This is a genomic window from Geobacillus sp. FSL K6-0789, assembly GCF_038593135.1.
Classification (GTDB): domain Bacteria; phylum Bacillota; class Bacilli; order Bacillales; family Anoxybacillaceae; genus Geobacillus; species Geobacillus stearothermophilus.
The window spans coordinates 2,689,018-2,704,886 of sequence record NZ_CP151966.1 but is presented as its reverse complement, the minus strand read 5'-3'; the positions used below and the strand labels follow the sequence as shown (position 1 = coordinate 2,704,886).

Below are 15,869 nucleotides of genomic sequence, written 5' to 3'. Positions count from 1 at the left end.
GGGGGCGGTCCAAAGAGAAGCGGGCTGCCTTTTCTATTTCAGCAAGAAAGGAAGGAGAACGAATGATGAAAATTGTTCCGCCGAAGCCGTTTTTCTTTGAAGCCGGGGAGCGGGCGGTGCTGCTGTTGCATGGGTTTACCGGCAATTCCGCTGATGTTCGGATGCTCGGGCGTTTTTTAGAATCCAAAGGCTATACGTGCCATGCGCCTATTTACAAAGGACACGGCGTGCCGCCTGAGGAGCTCGTCCACACCGGGCCGGATGACTGGTGGCAAGATGTCATGAACGGCTACGAGTTTTTGAAAAACAAGGGCTACGAAAAAATCGCCGTCGCCGGACTGTCGCTTGGAGGCGTATTTTCATTGAAATTAGGTTACACTGTACCTATAGAGGGCATTGTGACGATGTGCGCGCCGATGTACATCAAAAGCGAGGAAACGATGTACGAAGGCGTGCTCGAGTATGCGCGCGAGTATAAAAAGCGGGAAGGAAAATCAGAGGAGCAGATCGAACAGGAGATGGAGAAGTTCAAGCAGACGCCGATGAAGACGTTAAAGGCGCTGCAGGAGCTGATCGCCGATGTGCGTGACCATCTTGATTTGATTTATGCCCCGACGTTTGTTGTGCAGGCGCGCCATGATGAGATGATCAACCCGGACAGCGCGAACATCATTTATAACGAAATTGAATCGCCGGTCAAACAAATCAAGTGGTATGAGCAATCAGGCCATGTGATTACGCTTGATCAAGAAAAAGATCAGCTGCATGAAGATATTTATGCATTTCTTGAATCGTTAGATTGGTAATGGAGAAAGGAGGGGATGGACAATGGATCATGTGTTGGCCGAACGCATCTTAACGTTTATGCGCGATGAGGCGTATAAGCCGATGACGGTCGAAGAGTTGGAAGAAGCGTTTGGCATCGAGGATGCCGATGGATTCAAGGAGTTTGTCAAAACGCTTGTCGCCCTGGAAGAGGAAGGACTCGTCGTCCGGACGCGCAGCAACCGCTACGGCGTGCCCGAGCGGATGAATCTCGTGCGCGGCAAGGTGATTGGCCACCCGAAAGGATTCGCGTTTGTCACACCGGAGGAGCCGGGACTGGATGATATTTTCATCCCGCCGTCCGAACTGAAAAACGCGATGCATGGCGACACGGTGCTTGTGCGCGTCCAGGCCGATTCATCGGGGGCGCGCCGCGAAGGGACGATCGTCCGCATTGTGGAGCGGGGGGTGAAAGAGGTCGTCGGCACGTACACCGAAAGCAAATATTTCGGCTTTGTCATCCCGGATGACAAACGGATCGTCAACGACATTTTCATTCCGAAACATGCCGCGAACGGTGCGGTCGAAGGGCATAAAGTCGTCGTCCGGCTCACCTCGTATCCAGAAGGACGGATGAGCGCTGAAGGGGAAGTCGTCCGAATTCTCGGCCATAAAAACGACCCGGGCGTCGACATTTTGGCGATCATCTATAAATACGGCCTTCCGCTTCAATTTCCAGAAGACGTGATCGAGCACGCCAACCGGGTGCCGGATGTCATTACGGAGAAAGACTTGGAAGGGCGCCGCGATTTGCGCGGCGAGATGATCGTCACCATTGACGGCGAGGATGCGAAAGACTTAGACGATGCGGTGACGGTGACGAAGCTGGAAAACGGCAACTATAAGCTCGGCGTCCACATCGCCGACGTGAGCCATTACGTCGAAGAAGGCTCGCCGATCGACCGCGAGGCGTATGAACGCGGCACGAGCGTTTATTTGGTTGACCGCGTCATCCCGATGATTCCGCACCGGCTGTCCAACGGCATTTGTTCGCTCAACCCGAAAGTCGACCGGCTGACGCTGTCGTGCGAGATGGAGATCACCCCGCAAGGCGAAGTCGTCCGCCATGACATTTTCCAAAGCGTCATCCGCACGACAGAGCGGATGACGTATTCCGATGTCAATAAAATTTTGGTGGACAAAGACGAAGCCTTGCGGGAAAAATACGCGCCGCTTGTGCCGATGTTTGAGCTGATGGCTGAGCTCGCCGACATTTTGCGCACGAAGCGGATGAAGCGCGGGGCGATCGATTTTGATTTCAAAGAAGCGAAAGTGCTCGTCGATGAAAACGGCAAGCCGTACGATGTCGTCTTGCGCGAGCGGTCGGTCGCCGAGCGGTTGATTGAAGAGTTTATGTTGGCGGCGAACGAAACGGTCGCTGAGCATTTCCATTGGCTGAACGTACCGTTTATGTACCGCGTCCATGAGGATCCAAAGCCGGAAAAACTGCAACGTTTCTTGGAGTTCATCACGAACTTCGGCTATGTCGTGAAAGGAACGGGCAACCAAATCCATCCGCGCGCTTTGCAACAAATTCTCGAAGCGGTGCGCGGCGAGCCGGAAGAAATGGTGATCTCGACCGTCATGCTTCGGTCGATGAAGCAGGCGCGCTATGACGCCGAGAGCCTCGGCCATTACGGCCTGTCGACTGAGTTTTACACCCATTTTACGTCGCCGATCCGCCGCTATCCGGACTTGATCGTCCATCGGTTGATCCGGACGTATCTCATTAACGGCCAGATGGATCTTGACACCCAGCAAAAATGGGCGGAAAAGCTGCCTGAAATTGCGGAACACGCTTCCGATATGGAGCGGCGCGCCGTTGAGGCGGAGCGGGAGACGGACGATCTGAAGAAAACCGAGTTTATGGAAGACAAAATCGGCATGGAATTTGACGGCATCATCAGCTCGGTGACGAACTTCGGCTTGTTCGTTGAGCTGCCAAACACGATCGAAGGCCTGGTGCACGTCAGCTACTTAACCGACGACTACTACCGCTATGACGAGCGCAGTTATGCGATGATCGGCGAGCGGACGGGAAAAATGTACCGCATCGGCGATGAAATCACCGTCCGTGTCATCAACGTCAACAAAGACGAACGGATCGTCGATTTTGAAGTCGTCGGCATGAAAGGACGCCGCCCGCCGAAGGCAAAAGCCGCGCCGGTCGTCATTGAAGGGAAAAAGCAAAAGAAAGGAAAAGCGAAGGCGGAGCCGAAAGCGCAAAGCGGCTCAAACCGCAGCGCGAAGGCGAAAAAGAAGAAAAAGAAAAAACGGTGAGGAAAAGCCGAACGGGCGGCTTTTCCTTCTTTTTCGTTTTTGGTAAAATAAGAAACGCTACAATGAGGAGGGGGAAAACGGATGCCGAAAGGCGAAGGAAAAGTGATCGCCCAAAACAAAAAAGCGCACCACGACTATTTCATCGAAGAAACGTATGAAGCCGGCCTCGTTTTGCAAGGGACGGAGATCAAATCGATCCGCAACGGCCGGGTGAACTTGAAAGATTCGTTCGCCAAAGTGGAAAAAGGGGAAGTGTTTCTCCATAACATGCATATCAGCCCGTACGAACAAGGCAACCGCTACAACCACGACCCGCTGCGGACGAGAAAGCTTTTGCTGCACCGGCGCGAAATCAACAAGCTGATCGGCTATACGAAAGAGCAAGGGTATACGCTCGTGCCGCTGAAATTGTATATTAAAAATGGCTTTGCCAAAGTGGAGCTTGGAGTGGCCAAAGGGAAGAAAAAATACGACAAACGGGAAGACATGAAGCGGAAAGAAGCGCAGCGCGAAATCGAGCGGGCGTTCCGCGAGCGGCAAAAGCTGTAGAGAGGCAAGCCGCCGAGCGGGCATTTGTCGAGGGCGGGAGCCTGAAACATCGGGCTTTTGGCGGGCATTGCCGGTTTGGGAACGGCGGAGGGATGTTTGGTTCATCGCGGCAAGCGGGGGCATTTCTTGCGTCGCCGTGTACGGAAAATGGGATGGGCTGATTTTTCTTGGCAAGTGCCAAGAAGCCGTGTTCTCAATCATCCGGCACAACATTCGGAGAAGAGCCTGTTTTTTGGCGAGATTGAAAACATTCCCATTGAAAATGCACCGCGTCATGGTATAATAAAAAGTGCAACAGCCAGTTATCCGATGCTTAAGCTGTTCCGATCTCTTCGCACCGCGGGGACGATCCGGATTCGACAGGGGTAGGTCGAGCTTAAGCGGCGAGCCGAGGGGGACGTCCTCGTAAAAACGTCACCTAAAGATAACTGGCAAACAAAACTACGCTTTAGCTGCCTAATTGCTGCAGCTAGCTCCTCCCGCCATCGCCCGCGTGGCGTTCGAGGGGCTCATATGAAGCGGGCTACGCCCAAATCCGCCGCCTGAGGATGAGGGAAGAGACGAACCAGGCTAGCCGCCGGGATGCCTGTCGGTAGGCGGAACGGACGGCGAAGCGAAATATACCGACTACGCTCGTAGATGCTTAAGTGGCGATGCCTCTGGACGTGGGTTCGACTCCCACCGTCTCCATTTCCAACATGTTGCTGTTTCGGATTAAAAATAGTGAACCTCTTGATACGGCCGTGTTTGCGGTCGTTTTTGCTTTTTCAAGAATCCGAAAGAAGCCCATCGAATTTGCAAGAATTTTGCGCGGATTTTGCACCGCGTTTTTACCTTGCATTGTACGTTGTTTTTGAAGATGTAACATATTTTGAAACAGATTGCGTTGATGACCGGTTTTGTTGCCATTTCCATGGCGTTTCTCCTCCCCCTTTTTTGAATGATCAGACCTGTAAGCGCTTCATTAAATATGTTTAAATTTTATGATAATTATGCATTCCATTACATCCCTATGTTTGTCGGATTTTTTTAGTGCTGTTGGACAACCGTGACGGGTAAAAGAAGGAATTGACCCATCGAATTAAGAAAGTAGATGATCAAAGTAGTCGATCACTAGCGGGGATGCGGGGGGAGGATGTGGATGTCGAAGGAATGAAATGATCATTTGCTTCGTTTGCTTCATGAAGCGGCCGACATCTTGCATAGGTATGCGGCGGAATTGAACCGGGAATGGAAACGGATCGGCGAGGCGCTTGGCAAGCGGAATGCGCGGGTTCAAGAGGTGTTTTCCACGCTATGCGCATTCGTTCAGGCAAGATTGCTCCCGTACGGGGGCGAACATCCAGCGAATGGGCAGCTCGAACGCATTGCGGCGTTTCATCCGGAGATGGTCATATTTTCCCTGAATTTAATGGAAAATACGGTTCATCAAGTGTTGAAGGCGCATGCGTCAGCGGCTGCTGCGCTGCACCCAGCCGTGCGGTATTTGTTTTTCAAATGGAATGAATGGTTGTTGTATGAAGTGAATGAACAATCATTCAAACCCAGTAGCGATTCCGCGTGGAAAAAAGAATCCTTGTGGAAAGATGCCGTCATTTTGTTCAACGAATGGATTTTGCGGGCGCAGACGTTTGAGGAATCGGCGGCGCATATTTGTTTTGGTTTTTCCTATTTTCTTCCTTTCAGCCGCTGCGCTCTGTTTCAATTTGTCAATCAGGAGAGCACAGCCATCGGTCTGCACGGGCATGGCGTGGACAATGGGCAAATTCAGCGCTTGCGCGTGGAATTGGACAGCATTCCGATGTTGAAAGAAAGCGTGGGGAAATTGAAAGCGGAAGTGCATGAATTTCGCCATTTTCGTCCGATTTATGTGCCGAGGGCGAGCGAACAGTTTCCGCGCCTGTATGTGGATTTGTTCGGTTTGGCCTCACTGGTGATCGTTCCGGTGTATGTGCCGACGGAAGGGCGGATGATTGGAGGCGTCGTTCTCGACCGCGGACCGGGCCGCTTCTTTGCCGTTGACCGCCGTCTGTTTCCCGCGCTGATGAAATTTGGCCAAAGCGCGGGGGAGTTGTTGTTGAAATTGATCGAAGCGCCGGCGAGAAAAAAGGATGAGGGAGAGCATGAGCCGCTGTCGCCGCGGGAAATCGAGGTGTTGAAGCTGCTCGCTGATGGGGCATCGACATTGGAAGCGGCCTGTCAGCTTTATTTGAGCGAATTTACGGTGCGCGACTACATTTCCAGCGCCTTAAGGAAACTCAACGCGAAAAATCGGACGGAAGCGGTGGCAAAAGCGCTGCGTCTTGGGTTGATCGGATGATGAGGCGGACTGGTCTGTCCGGCCGTTTCATTTCACACCATTTTCGCCGATTGCTCACCGTTTTTTGGCTGTTTGACCGTTTTGTGGTGCAAAAGATTCCGAGCGTTCGCCGCTTTCTCGCGGCGTAACCATCGTTGGAAGCGGCTTGATGAGTAGGCATCAAGGCCGCTTTCTTTTTTAGGGCGCTTGGTTTTTTGTCATGTTTGGCACGGGGCGGCATATGGATAAAAGGGAATCTTCTTCAACGCATCAAAAGGGAGGAAATGAGAATGAACCAGCCCTACGTGTCCCATGCTTCGTCACCGCAGCTCATTGCCCTGGTTGACCCGTATGTGTACCACGCTTTCCAAGCTTTGAACGGCAAAGAAGTGGTAGTGGAAACCGTCCGCGGTTCGATCCAAGGAACGGTGAGGGATGTGAAGCCGGACCATATCGTCATCTCAGCGAATCAGGCGGTTTATTACATCCGCTTGGCGCAAGTGGTGTCTGTTCGCCTCGGCGATTAATGGAAAAGGAGGAAAAGAGTCGTGGTATTTCAGCGGATCGACCGGCTGGCGATTGAATTGCCGAAGCCCAAATACGCGGACCCCAATGCGGCTGCCGCTGTCCAGGAGCTGCTTGGCGGCCGTTTCGGAGAAATGTCGACGTTAAACAATTATTTGTTTCAGTCATTCAATTTTCGGCAAAAAAAGAAGCTGCGCCCGTTTTACGAGTTGGTGGCGAGCATCACCGCCGAAGAGTTTGGCCATGTCGAGCTCGTGTCCAATGCGATCAACCTTTGCTTGACCGGCTCCACCCATCCAGGTGATCCGGATACAGCGCCGATGAAGGATGCGAAAGACAAGCGCAATACGTATCATTTTATCGCGACGGCGCAGACGGCGTTTCCCGGCGATTCGATGGGGAAGGCGTGGACGGGGGAGTACGTGTTCAACAGCGGCAACTTGATTTTGGATTTGCTTCACAACTTTTTCCTTGAATGCGGAGCGCGCACGCATAAAATGCGCGTCTATGAAATGACGGACCACCCTACCGCCCGCGAGATGATCGGCTACTTGCTTGTGCGCGGGGGCGTTCATGTTTTGGCGTACGCCAAGGCGTTGGAAGTGGCGACGGGCGTTGATGTGACGAAGCTTCTGCCAATCCCGAACCTCGATAACCGCGTGTTCGATGCGGCGAGAAAGTATGAGGATCAAGGCGTCCACCGCCGACTTTATACGTTCAGCGATCGCTATTACAAAGAAATCGTCCGCATTTGGAAAGGAACCCATCCAAGCGACGGCCAGCCGCTCGAGGTGGTCGAAGGAGCGCCCCAAGGGGGGGCGATCCCCGATTTGGACGAAGTGCCGGAAGAATTCGCTCCCGGGATTTCGGCCGAAGATTTTTTGGAAATCGCCAAGCGGCTGCAGCGGTCGGCAGGGTTGTGATGAGGCGCCCAACGGCGCCTGATTTTTTTTGGAAAGCCGGTCGTTGAACAAAAAGGGCGGCGCAACGAAGAGATGACGCCAATGTTGTTTTTTCCCTTCACTTGAGCGTCCATGATTGGAGGAATCGCTATCTTTCTTCATGTTGTCCGCCGGCGGCGCGGGCCGCAGCGGTTTGGAGCACGTCGAGGAATGTTCAGGCGCTTTTTGGCAAATACCGTTGTCGGTCGAGGATGGCGGCGGCTTCCGCTGTCATCGAAGAGTCGATGATCTCCAGCACCTTGATGACGGGGAGGCGAAACAAGGCTACAGTGGATTGCGGCACAATGGTGGCTCCGAGGCCTTGGGCGACAAGGGAGAGCAATATGGTCGCGTCCGGGCATTCGCATAGAACGTTCGGTTCAAAGCCATGGCGGCGGCATTCCTCGATGACCCGCTCGTACTGTCCGGCGCCGTGCACCCGGTGGAGAAGGAGAAGCGGCCGATCCGCAAAATCGCGCATGTATAACGCGGTTTGGCCGGTCTTCCATTGCGCCGGCAACACGCCGTTTGATGAGGAAGGAAACGTGGATTTTGCGGCGCTTGCCGCGCTCATCGATTGGCATATTGAAAGCGGCACGCACGGCATTTCCGTCACGGGAACGTCTTTTACGCGGAAATGGTGAAGACGCGCCTTGTTGGCGAGGCGTATCATGTGAATGGTCAGTTTTTAAACTATACCGTTTATAAACCAGTCGGCGTCGCCGGGCTCATTACGCCGTAATACGCCGTTTATGCTGGAAACGTGGAAGGTGGCTCCCGCGCTGGCGACCGGCAACACCGTTGTCTTGAAGCCGGCCGAATGGTCACCGTTGACGGCGAATAAACTGGCGGAAATCATCGATGAAGCCGGGCTGCCCCGCGGGGTGTTCAACGTCGTGCACGGGTTTGGCGAAACGGCGGGCGCCGCATTGGTTGCCCACCCGGATGTGCGCCTCATCTCGTTTACCGGCGAGACGACGACCGGCATGGAGATCATCCGCAACAGCGCGGCAACGTTGAAAAAAACATCGATGGAGCTCGGCGGCAAGTCGCCGCTCATCGTGTTCGCCGACGCCGATCTCGATCGGGCGCTTGACGCGGCGGTGTGGGGCGTGTTTTCGCTCAATGGCGAACGGTGCACGGCCAACTCGCGGCTGCTGCTCGAGCAGTCGATTTACGACGAATTTGTCGTCCGGCTGAAAGAGCGCGTCGACCGCATCGTCATCGGCGATCCGATGAACCCCGCGACCGAACTGGGACCGCTCATTCATCGCGATCATTGGGAGCGGGTGAACCGCTATATTGAGATCGCCAAACAGGAAGGGGCGGACGTCTATGCCCCGGGCGTTCCGAAAGGGCTGGAGCGCGGCAACTTTGTGCCCCCGACATTATTGCTTAACTGCCGCAACGATATGAAAGTGGCGCAGGAAGAAAATTTCGGACCGGTCATGGCCGTCATGTCTTTCACGAGTGAAGAAGAGGCTATTCGGTTGGCGAACGATGTGAAGTACGGATTGGCGGCGTACGTCTGGACGAACGACATGAAGCGCGGCCACCGCGTCGCCCAAGCGATCGAAAGCGGGATGGCGTGGGTCAACTCGCCGAACGTCCGCGATTTGCGCATCCCGTTTGGCGGGACGAAATACAGCGGCATCGGCCGCGAAGGCGGGCATTACAGCTTTGATTTCTATACGGAAGTGCAAGTTGTCCACGTCGCGGTCGGCGATCCGCCAATCCCCGCATTCGGCAAAGGGGAGAAACAGACCGCCTTGTCTGCCGAACAGGCATAATGGCTAGTCAATGTATACGATCTAGTATATGATAAACGTATGGAAACGAAAGCGAAAAACAAAACCCAATTGGCTTACGAGTATATTCTTTCTCGCATTGAAAACGGCGTCTATGGCCCGGGATACCGGGTCGTCATCGGCCAAATCGCCCGCGAGCTTGGACTCAGTAGCATCCCGGTGCGGGAGGCGATCCGCCAGCTTGAAGCGGAAGGGCTTGTCGAGCTCAAACCGTATACGGGCGCCGTTGTGAGCAACATCAACGAGAAAGAATATATCGAGACGCTGTCGGTGTTGGCTGTGCTGGAAGGCTATGCGACCGCGCTCGGCTCCCCCCATTTGACAAAGGAGGCGATCGATCGGCTTGAGCAAGTAAACGAGCGGATGGAGCGGGCGCTTGAAGAGCTGGAGCTGGAACGGTTCAGCGAGCTGAACTATGAATTTCACTCTCTGATTTACGCCCATTGCGGCAACGCCTATCTTGAAGAGCAAATCAAGCAAATTTGGCAGCGGATGAAGCGCATCCGCGCCTACGGCTTCACCTTTGTGCCGCAGCGGGCGAAAGCATCGATCGAAGAACATCGAGAGATCATCCGTCTGTTGCGTGAACAGGCGCCGCCGCATGAAATCGAACAATACGTTCGTCAACACAAAATCAACACCGCCGAAGCGTTTAAGCGGCGGCGCTGACCTTCTTCCGCTGAGCGGGTGGCAGAGGCGTACCTTGGAGCGGCGGGCCGCCGATGACAGCCGTATATCGTCGTTGTTTCTTTCCCCTATTTCTGCTATGATGGGGGTAGATTTGACCCTCATTTCGGCATGAATGGGGCCTAGCCATAGAGGCAAGATGTCGGACGAAACGCCCGTCGTGTGGAAACATCAAGAAGGAAAGCCGCCCAACCGCCAGCTGAAGGCGTAGGGCTGCTGGATGACGAAAAGGGAAGGATGGGAGAAACGTATGGATGATCGTACATTTCGCAGAGCCATGGGAAAATTTGCGACCGGCGTGACGGTCGTGACGACCGACTTTCAAGGGGAAGCGAAAGGAATGACGGCGAACGCGTTTATGTCCGTTTCGCTCGACCCGAAACTTGTCGTCGTCTCCATTGGCCATAAAGCGCGAATGCATGACATTGTCAAGCAAACGGGGAAATTTGCCGTCAACATTTTGCGGCGCGATCAAGAGGAGTTGTCGCGCTTGTTTGCCGGCCAGTTGAAAGAAGAGCGCCCCGTTTCGTTTGATTGGGTGAACGGCCATCCGATTTTGCCGGAGGCGTTGGCGAATATTTTATGCAACGTCCACAGCACGTACGTGGCCGGCGATCATACGCTTTACTTTGGGGAAGTGACCGATATTTTGATGAAAGACGAACCGGGCGACCCGCTCTTGTTTTTTGAAGGGAAGTACCGGAGCATTGGACAATAAGCGCCCTTGGATGGATCGGGGCCGCTATTGTCATGCGGGGACGACGCGACAGACGTTTCAGGCCCGTCATCTTGCATTTCGGCCGTTTCCATGGCGCTATTTAGAAAAGGTGTCCCGCTGTTTGGGACACCTTCGTTGTTATTTTTTCAATACATCGTGATCGACGTACCGTTCGCCGTTCAGCTCGCTGATGACGTTGATGGCGACTTTCGCACCGTCGCCCGCTGTGATGATCGTATGGACGCTGACGCCAGCGACCGTCCCGGCCGCCCAAATGGCCGTCGATGTTCGTCTTGCCGTTGGCGTCGACGTCAAGCACCGTTTTAATGCGCGGCTCCGTACCCGGTTTGGTGCGCAGGCCGATTTTTTCCGCTAAATCGGTCGCCAAACCGGTGGCGAAGATGACGTGTTTCGTTTCATCCTATTTCGCGCAGGAGACTCCCACTTCAACGACCAAAGGGAGTAAGTGGGAGAGGAATGCGCGTTCCCCTTTTCTTTTGTGTATGATAGAATAAAGGCGTGGAGAAAACCGTTTAATAAAGGCACTCCAATAACTGTTACTCGATGTATGGAGTTGGTTACAGGAAACGTTGTAACCGTAAAACATCGAGCGTAGATCCGTCTGTTGTGTGTGGAATCCAAGTACTGCCAACAGACAGACCGAGAGAATCGGTAACGATGCAGGCATGACCTGCGTCGTTGGGTAGTTGTCAACCTGCCCTGATGCAACCCCAAGTCAAGGAAGGAGGACGAAGTCCGCTTGTACTTCTGGGGAGTTGCAAGCCCCCACTTCAAGCGTTAGCTAAGTGGGGGTAGTTGACAGGATCCAGCTTCTGTTTCGAGACGGAATCCCCCGTCTGTTTTTTGCACATCCGTCACTTGTGCTTCCACCAATTCTGCTCCGAATTTTGCGGCTTGTTTTTTCCCGGTTTCCACCAATTCCGGGCCGCTGATTTGCGGAACGCCGTAATGGTTTTCCACCCAAGCGCGCTTTGTCATGCCTTTGTCGCTGTCAAACAAGACCGTTCTCTTCCCGGCTTTGGCGGCGAAAATGGCGGCGCTTGCCCCTGCAGGCCCGGCGCCGATGATGGCGATGTCGTACATCGTGCATCCTCCCTTTGTTATTTGTTAGAATATTAACACTATGAGTGTAGCACAAATGGGAAGCGGAACAAAATCATCCGCACTATCATTTAATAATAATTTTTAATTTATATTTACTATAAACAAAAAGTGTGTATAATAGAATGTAGAAGGAGTGCAAAGGGGAGAAAGATCGATGAACAAGCCGATGATTTGTGAACAATGCCGCCAGCCTATTCGGCGGCTGAAACATTCATTGCTTTGCCAGTGCGGGATGAAAATGGTTGTGCAAAAATAATACAGCGAAAAGCGGCTTCCTGTTTCTGTCGCATTCAACCGGCGAATGGCGCCGGTTTTTTTATCTTCTCATTTACGAAATCGGAAAATCTTTATTGCAACTTATATAGGTACTGGCCTAAGCAACGGGCGTTTTTTCTGCATACAGTGGGACTAAAGCAAGTGGAAGGAGGAAAGCAAGATGAGCCATCTCCAAGCAGCGGATGAACGCATTTGGCGGCCGCACCCGTTTTTCTTCGGCGCTCCGTTTTTTGGCGGCTTTTTAGGCGGTTTGCTCGGGAGCGCATTAGTTCCGCTGTTTTTCTATCCGTTGTGGTATGTCCCCATTTGGTGGTGAGAAACCGGCAAGGGTTGGGCGGACGACCCACCCTCTTTTCTTGTTTGTTGCATATGAATACAGTGTAGCATTCTAGCTTTGGGGAAAGGAGAAGGAACGATGCCATTTCCAGGATTGTTGTTTGGCGCCCCATTTGTCGGCGGCTTCTTGGGCGGACTGCTCGGCGGCGCGTTAGCTCCGCGTCCGTTTTACCCGTATCCGCCGTATCCGCCGTATCCGCCGTATCTGCTATATCCGCCGTATCCGCCGTATCCAGACTGGTGGGATTGATCGTCTATTCATGAAAGAATAAGCATCCCTGTGGAACAAGAAGGGGTGCTTATTCAATGATCTCGGTGTCGCGGATGCGGACGTCGGCTGTTTGCAGCATGTTCCACACGGATTCGGATGGCGCTGTCATCCCTTTCTCCCCTTTCTGCACCCGGTCTTCTTAACGGATTGAGAAAGAGGATGTCCTTTTGCTGTTCGGACATCCTCTTGCTTTGTTATTGCATGACATTCCCTTGATAAGGGAGCTGATTCGTATACCCTTGGAACTGCTGGTACATTTGCTGAAGCTTTTGCGGATCGGCGGCTTCAAGTTTGTACCAGCCTTTTTTGAACATCAAGTTATACAGTTCGCGCTGGCAGTTTTGTGTTTCTGTGAAAATGTTCATCATTTCTTGATATAACGGTTGGTTGCTCGCCTCATGCAAGTACACGCTGTATGCCGACGTCATGTATTTTTCTGTTGTCAACATGTCGTTCAAAAAATCGCGTTCGTTCATTTGCGGCGTTTTCGGCACTTGCGTCTCTGGATTTTGCACTTGTTTTTGGTTCATCGGGCGTCCCTCCTTTCACATCACCGGCGGCTGCGGCGGGTTTTGCAAATGACGCAAAATCATGTTGTAATGGCGCTGATGCATTTGCCCGGCGCGCTCGATCGCCTGCACCACCTCGGGGTCCCGGCATTGCGCGGCGAAAAAGTGCGCCTTTTTCGCCGCGAGCAAGTTCCACGACATCATATCGGAAAAATACATGGCGTCTTTTGATGACACCATTTGCGGCGGCTCGGGCATCGCAGTCTGCGGGTTCATTTGCGGTTGTTGCTGCATCGCGTTTCGCTCCTTTCATGGTTTGTTCGCTTGTAGATTGTGCAGTGAGTGGAAAATTATTCACATATAAAAGATAAACCGTGCGGAAAAAACGTATTTAATCGGGCGGAAACATGGTACAATAAGGATTATGAATGCGTTTCCGTACAAAGGGGGCTTGCAACAGTGGAACAGCTGATGCGCGACTTTTTTTTGTTCTTGTCCAAAAATAAGACGTTGACCCGGTTGGCGAAGCGATACGGCCTCCGCTTCGGCGCGTCAAGGTTTGTCGCCGGCGAAACGATTGAGGAAGCGGTGCATGTCATCCGCCGGTTGAACGAAAAAGGGCTGGCCGTGACGGTCGACTACTTGGGAGAGTTTGTCGATAACGAGCAAGAAGCGAACGAGATGGCGAACCATTGCCTAGAGGCGATCGACGCGATCAGCCGCGAGAAGCTGAATTCGCAACTGTCGCTGAAAATGACGTCGATGGGGCTTGACATTTCCGATGATCTTGTCATGCGCAACATGCGCCGCATTTTGGATGCGGCGAAAGAGCGCGGCGTGTTCGTGACGATCGACATGGAAGACTATTCACGCTGCCAAAAGACGCTCGACATTTTTAAAACGTTGAAAAAAGAGTACGATAACGTCGGAACGGTCCTGCAGGCGTATTTGTACCGGACGGAGCAAGACATTGAAGATCTGAAGCCGTACCGCCCGAACTTGCGGCTCGTCAAAGGGGCGTACAAAGAGCCGCCGGAAGTGGCGTTTCCAGACAAAAAAGATGTGGACGAAAACTTTAAAAAGATCATCAAGCAGCATATGCTAAACGGCAATTACACGGCGGTGGCGACGCATGACGACGCCATCATTGAATATACGAAGCAGCTCGTCAAGGAATACAATATCCCGAACAGTCAGTTCGAATTTCAAATGTTGTACGGCATTCGTCCGGAGCGCCAGGTCGAGCTGGCGCGCGAAGGGTATACGATGCGCGTGTACGTGCCGTACGGCACCGATTGGTACGGCTATTTTATGCGCCGGCTCGCCGAGCGCCCGGCCAACGTGGCGTTCGTCGTCAAAGGCATGTTCCGTAAGTGACGCCCATCGCCCGGCAGCGCGAAAGTCAAGCAGGCAAAAAGGGGACGGACGCCCTTAGGCGTTCAGTCCCCTTGCATGTTGTGCTTTTTGTACTGCTGATTTTGGCTCGTCCGCTTGCCGCCGCCGTCGGCTTCGACCGTCGGGCCGGCGTTTCCTTTCACGCTCGCCGCGCTGACGCCGCGTTCAGACGGATTTTTTTTCAGCCGGGCCATCGTCTTCACCTCCTGGTTGTTAGTATGGATTGAAAGAACGGCGGCGATGTGAAAAAAATGTGCGCAAATATATCGCGAAAATTAACAACATACTATATATTGAATATAGATAACGTTTTCACGACTATTTTTTCACCAAAAAATGAATGATGATTCATTCAATGGTGTGAGGGGGAACCGAAATGGGAAAACGCATTCGGCGCGCTGCGGTGCTTGGGTTCGGCGTCATGGGTTCGGGCATTGCCGCCCATTTGGCGAACGTCGGTATTCCGACGCTGCTGTTGGATATCATGCCGCGGGAATTGACGAAAGAGGAAGAAGCAAAAGGTTGGACGCTCGAGCATAAACAAGTGCGCAACCGCCTCGCCAATCAGGCGCTGGAGCGGATGAAAAAGCAAAAGCCGGCGCCGCTGATGGCTCAAGACAATCTGGCGCTCATTGAAACCGGCAACTTTGAAGACGATTTCCATCGGCTGGCGGATGTTGATTGGATCATTGAAGTCGTCGTCGAAAACTTGGATGTCAAACGAAGCGTTTTCGCCCGTGTTGACGAGGTGCGGACGCCGGGGACGATCGTCAGCTCGAACACATCCGGCATCTCGATCGCTGCGATGGCGGAGGGGCGTTCGGATGATTTCAAAAAACACTTTTTAGGCACGCATTTCTTCAATCCGCCGCGCTATTTGAAGCTGCTTGAAATCATCCCGACGGAGCATACCGATCCGGATGTGGTCGCCTATGTCAACTACCCCCACTTAGCTAACGCTTGAAGTGGGGGCTTGCAACTCCCCAGAAGTACAAGCGGACTTCGTCCTCCTTCCTTGACTTGGGGTTGCATCAGGGCAGGTTGACAACTACCCAACGACGCAGGTCATGCCTGCATCGTTACCGATTCTCTCGGTCTGTCTGTTGGCAGTACTTGGATTCCACACACAACAGACGGACCTACGCTCGATGTTTTACGGTTACAACGTTTCCTGTAACCAACTCCATACATCGAGTAGCCGTTATTGGAGTGCCTTTATTAAACGGTTTTCTCCACGCCTTTATTATATCATACACAAAAGAAAAGGGGAACGCGCATTCCTCTCCCACTTACTCCCTTTGGTCGTTGAAGTGGGAGTCTCCTGC

The 15,869-nt window shown here is 53.0% G+C and carries 15 protein-coding genes, 1 other RNA gene and 6 pseudogenes; 16 read left to right on the top strand and 6 right to left on the bottom strand.

Annotation, left to right across the window (positions count from 1 at the left end):
- The first annotated feature begins 65 nt into the window (after nt 1-65).
- From estA to NSQ51_RS14435, 8 genes are all read left to right on the top strand, one after another.
- Nucleotides 66-806, top strand: coding sequence for a carboxylesterase (gene estA / locus NSQ51_RS14470; RefSeq protein WP_033008930.1), 741 nt, complete (start codon nt 66-68; stop codon nt 804-806).
- Nucleotides 807-828: 22 nt separating this feature from the next.
- A complete protein-coding gene (gene rnr, locus NSQ51_RS14465) occupies nt 829-3,105 on the top strand; it encodes a ribonuclease R (RefSeq protein ID WP_049624149.1) in 2,277 nt (758 codons plus the stop codon).
- An 81-nt stretch (nt 3,106-3,186) separates the two neighbouring features.
- Nucleotides 3,187-3,654 carry an SsrA-binding protein SmpB gene (gene smpB, locus NSQ51_RS14460; protein ID WP_013144268.1) on the top strand — a complete coding sequence of 156 codons (468 nt, stop codon included), beginning with the start codon at nt 3,187-3,189 and terminating at the stop codon, nt 3,652-3,654.
- Nucleotides 3,655-3,995: 341 nt separating this feature from the next.
- Nucleotides 3,996-4,347, top strand: a transfer-messenger RNA (tmRNA) gene (ssrA, locus tag NSQ51_RS14455).
- Between the two features lie 505 nt (nt 4,348-4,852).
- On the top strand, nt 4,853-5,974 hold the full coding sequence (locus NSQ51_RS14450) for a response regulator transcription factor (RefSeq protein WP_342462699.1): 1,122 nt from the start codon (nt 4,853-4,855) through the stop codon (nt 5,972-5,974).
- Nucleotides 5,974-6,102 (top strand): hypothetical protein, encoded by a 129-nt coding sequence (locus NSQ51_RS14445; RefSeq protein ID WP_255350132.1) that lies wholly within the window; start codon nt 5,974-5,976, stop codon nt 6,100-6,102. Before NSQ51_RS14450 ends, NSQ51_RS14445 begins: the two co-directional genes overlap by 1 nt.
- Nucleotides 6,103-6,243: 141 nt before the next feature.
- On the top strand, nt 6,244-6,480 hold the full coding sequence (locus NSQ51_RS14440; protein ID WP_049624150.1) for a YuzF family protein: 237 nt from the start codon (nt 6,244-6,246) through the stop codon (nt 6,478-6,480).
- Nucleotides 6,481-6,501: 21 nt separating this feature from the next.
- Nucleotides 6,502-7,401 carry a manganese catalase family protein gene (locus NSQ51_RS14435; protein ID WP_047818969.1) on the top strand — a complete coding sequence of 300 codons (900 nt, stop codon included), beginning with the start codon at nt 6,502-6,504 and terminating at the stop codon, nt 7,399-7,401.
- A 127-nt stretch (nt 7,402-7,528) separates the two neighbouring features.
- On the opposite strand, the pseudogene NSQ51_RS14430 reads toward NSQ51_RS14435, so the two are convergent.
- Nucleotides 7,529-7,945, bottom strand: a pseudogene (locus tag NSQ51_RS14430) (LysR family transcriptional regulator substrate-binding protein); the annotation flags it as partial.
- Here NSQ51_RS14430 and NSQ51_RS14425 point away from each other — a divergent pair.
- From NSQ51_RS14425 to NSQ51_RS14410, 4 genes and pseudogenes are all read left to right on the top strand, one after another.
- Nucleotides 7,899-8,042, top strand: a pseudogene (locus tag NSQ51_RS14425) (dihydrodipicolinate synthase family protein); the annotation flags it as partial. The pseudogenes NSQ51_RS14430 and NSQ51_RS14425 sit on opposite strands and share 47 nt — an antisense overlap.
- 2 nt (nt 8,043-8,044) lie before the next feature.
- Nucleotides 8,045-9,209 (top strand): annotated as a pseudogene (locus NSQ51_RS14420) (aldehyde dehydrogenase); the annotation flags it as partial.
- A gap of 39 nt (nt 9,210-9,248) precedes the next feature.
- Nucleotides 9,249-9,896, top strand: a complete 648-nt coding sequence (locus NSQ51_RS14415; RefSeq protein ID WP_049624151.1) for a GntR family transcriptional regulator — start codon at nt 9,249-9,251, stop codon at nt 9,894-9,896.
- Nucleotides 9,897-10,164: 268 nt separating this feature from the next.
- Nucleotides 10,165-10,632 carry a flavin reductase family protein gene (locus NSQ51_RS14410; protein ID WP_033026215.1) on the top strand — a complete coding sequence of 156 codons (468 nt, stop codon included), beginning with the start codon at nt 10,165-10,167 and terminating at the stop codon, nt 10,630-10,632.
- A gap of 138 nt (nt 10,633-10,770) precedes the next feature.
- On the opposite strand, the pseudogene NSQ51_RS14405 reads toward NSQ51_RS14410, so the two are convergent.
- Nucleotides 10,771-11,044 (bottom strand): annotated as a pseudogene (locus tag NSQ51_RS14405) (pyridine nucleotide-disulfide oxidoreductase); the annotation flags it as partial.
- Nucleotides 11,045-11,454: 410 nt separating this feature from the next.
- Nucleotides 11,455-11,736: pseudogene (locus NSQ51_RS14400) on the bottom strand (FAD-dependent oxidoreductase); the annotation flags it as partial.
- A gap of 457 nt (nt 11,737-12,193) precedes the next feature.
- On the opposite strand from NSQ51_RS14400, the gene NSQ51_RS14395 reads away from it, so the two are divergent.
- Nucleotides 12,194-12,349, top strand: coding sequence for a hypothetical protein (locus NSQ51_RS14395; protein WP_162839636.1), 156 nt, complete (start codon nt 12,194-12,196; stop codon nt 12,347-12,349).
- A 99-nt stretch (nt 12,350-12,448) separates the two neighbouring features.
- Nucleotides 12,449-12,619 carry a hypothetical protein gene (locus tag NSQ51_RS14390; protein ID WP_183085371.1) on the top strand — a complete coding sequence of 57 codons (171 nt, stop codon included), beginning with the start codon at nt 12,449-12,451 and terminating at the stop codon, nt 12,617-12,619.
- Nucleotides 12,620-12,834: 215 nt separating this feature from the next.
- Here NSQ51_RS14390 and NSQ51_RS14385 read toward each other — a convergent pair whose 3' ends face one another.
- Nucleotides 12,835-13,170: a spore coat protein gene (locus tag NSQ51_RS14385; RefSeq protein ID WP_033010359.1), complete on the bottom strand. Its 336-nt coding sequence runs from the start codon at nt 13,168-13,170 to the stop codon at nt 12,835-12,837.
- 15 nt (nt 13,171-13,185) lie between these two features.
- Complete coding sequence (locus tag NSQ51_RS14380) at nt 13,186-13,443, bottom strand: hypothetical protein (protein WP_033010361.1); 258 nt, start codon at nt 13,441-13,443, stop codon at nt 13,186-13,188.
- A 165-nt stretch (nt 13,444-13,608) separates the two neighbouring features.
- On the opposite strand from NSQ51_RS14380, the gene NSQ51_RS14375 reads away from it, so the two are divergent.
- Nucleotides 13,609-14,526 (top strand): proline dehydrogenase, encoded by a 918-nt coding sequence (locus NSQ51_RS14375; RefSeq protein ID WP_033010362.1) that lies wholly within the window; start codon nt 13,609-13,611, stop codon nt 14,524-14,526.
- Nucleotides 14,527-14,588: 62 nt separating this feature from the next.
- On the opposite strand, the gene NSQ51_RS14370 is transcribed toward NSQ51_RS14375, so the two are convergent.
- Nucleotides 14,589-14,738 carry a YuzL family protein gene (locus NSQ51_RS14370; protein ID WP_011232479.1) on the bottom strand — a complete coding sequence of 50 codons (150 nt, stop codon included), beginning with the start codon at nt 14,736-14,738 and terminating at the stop codon, nt 14,589-14,591.
- A gap of 182 nt (nt 14,739-14,920) precedes the next feature.
- On the opposite strand from NSQ51_RS14370, the pseudogene NSQ51_RS14365 reads away from it, so the two are divergent.
- Nucleotides 14,921-15,481: pseudogene (locus NSQ51_RS14365) on the top strand (3-hydroxyacyl-CoA dehydrogenase NAD-binding domain-containing protein); the annotation flags it as partial.
- Between the last annotated feature and the right edge of the window lie 388 nt (nt 15,482-15,869).